Annotated in this window: 1 protein-coding gene; it reads right to left on the reverse strand. The window is 75.6% G+C overall.

The features are described from left to right. On the reverse strand, window positions 1-2,024 hold a 2,024-nt coding region (locus tag SSBG_RS01230), incomplete at both ends, for an amino acid adenylation domain-containing protein (protein ID WP_037868636.1).

A 2,024-nucleotide genomic window follows, 5' to 3' on the forward strand; every position in this document is an offset into this window, starting at 1 on the left:
CCTGGTGGTCGCTGCGGCCCAGGAACACCATGGACGCCGTCCGGGCGGAAGGCGGCCCGGTCGCCGGTGGCGTACATGCGGGCGTCGGGGCCGTCGCCGAAGGGGTCGGGGACGAAGCGCTCCCGGGTGAGTTCCGGCTGCCCGTGGTAGCCGAGGGCGAGGCAGTCGCCGCCGATGTAGAGGTCGCCCTCCGCCCCGGCCGGACAGGGCTCCAGGCGCTCGTCCAGCACGTAGTAGCGGGCGTTGTCGATGGGCCTGCCGTACGGGATGCTGCGCCACTCGGGATCGACCGTGGCGACGGGGAACCAGTTGGACCAGACGGTGGCCTCGGTGGCGCCGCCGAGACCGGTGATCCGGGCACCGGCGAACACCTCGCGCACGTCGTCGGGCAGGGACAGCGGAATCCAGTCGCCGCTGAGGAAGACGAGGCGCAGCGCGTCGGTGCCGGGCTCTCCGCGGTGTTCGCGCAGGAGCGGCACGAGCCGGGCGAGGGTGGTGGGCGCGGAGTTCCAGAAGGTGACCCGCTCCCTCAGCATCGCTTCGACGAGGAGTTCCGGGTCGCGCTGCTCGGCCTCGTCCGCGAGGTAGAGGCCGGCGCCGGAGCCGAGAAGTCCGAGGATGTCGAAGACGGACAGGTCGAAGCCGAGGGAGGTGACGCACAGCCCCGTGTCCTCGGGCCCGAAGCCGAAGGTCCGCCGGCACCAGGCGAAGAGGTTGTGCAGGGAGCGGTGCGCGACCACCACGCACTTGGGCCGTCCGGTGCTGCCGGAGGTGAACACCCGGTAGGCGACCGCGTCCGGCCCGGTGACGGGTGCGGGGTTCCCCGGGTCGGGCAGGTCCGCGCCGGTGGTCCCGGGGGCGTCGACGTCGAGTACGCCGACGTCGTCGGGTATGGGCCAGCCGGGACCACCGTCGGTGACCAGCAGGTGCGCGGTCGCGGTGTCCGCCAGCATCGCGCGGGCGCGGGCGGACGGCAGCGAGGGATCGACGGGGACGTAGGCGCCGCCCGCCTTGAGGACGGCGAACACGGCGACCGCCATCGCCGGGCCGCGGCGCACCGAGATGCCCACCGAGGTTCCCGCACCGACGCCTGTCCGCCGCAGGCGGCGCGCGACCAGGTTGGCCCGGCGGTTCAGTTCGCCGTACGTCATGACGCCCTCGCGCCAGCGCAGCGCGATCGCCTCGGGGCGGCTGCGCGCCCGCTCCTCGAAGAGCAGGTGGACGGGGCCGTCGGCGGCGTAGGCGCGGGCGGTGTCGTTGGCGGTGCGCAGGAGGCGGTGGGCGTCGGAGTGGGCCCGGGTGGCGTCCGTCGTGGGGCCGTCGTCCTCCGCTTCCGTGCCGCTCTCCTCCGGTTCCGGGCCGGTCTCCGCCGCCAGCGCGGTGAGCAGGCCGGTGTACCGCTCGAACGCCTCGTCCAGGACGCCGTCGTCGAAGCGTTCGTCCAGCGCGTCCCAGGCCAGGTGCAGGGTCTCGCCGTCGTCGACGGTCACGCAGTCGAGGGTGACGTCGGGCGTGGCCGTGCCCGCGGGGCCGGGTCGCACACCGGGCGGCAGGGGGCGAGCCGACACGTCGAGCACGCTCGTGTAGACCACGGGGTGCGCGAAGTCGGCGGTCCTGCGGCGGCGCACGGCGAGGGAGCGCATCTCGGCGAGGCCGCCTCCGCCGCCCCGTGCCAGGTCGGCGGCGAGCTGTTCGTGGTGGGCGCGGGCGGCGGTGGCCGGGTCGGTACCGGGCGCGGGTGAGCGGGCCCAGGTCAGTTCGCCGCACTCGGCGGGCCGCTGCGCGTCCGGGCCGGTGAAGCGGACCACGGGGAGCGCGAACGGCTCCTCGTAGAGGGGGCCGAGGGCGAGGGTGTAGACGGCCAGGAGGGTGGCGTCGAGGTCCACGCCGTGCCGCTCGGCCCAGGCCACGAGGGCCGCCCGCTCGGTGAGGAGGTGTTCGCGGCGCCGGGGTCGCGCGGGGCCGCGCGGGGCGCGCATCGGCGGCCCGGCGGGCAGGTCGGCGAGCCGGTCCCGCCAGTGGGC

Origin of the sequence: Streptomyces sp. SPB074, from assembly GCF_000154905.1 — a bacterium.
GTDB lineage: Bacteria > Actinomycetota > Actinomycetes > Streptomycetales > Streptomycetaceae > Streptomyces.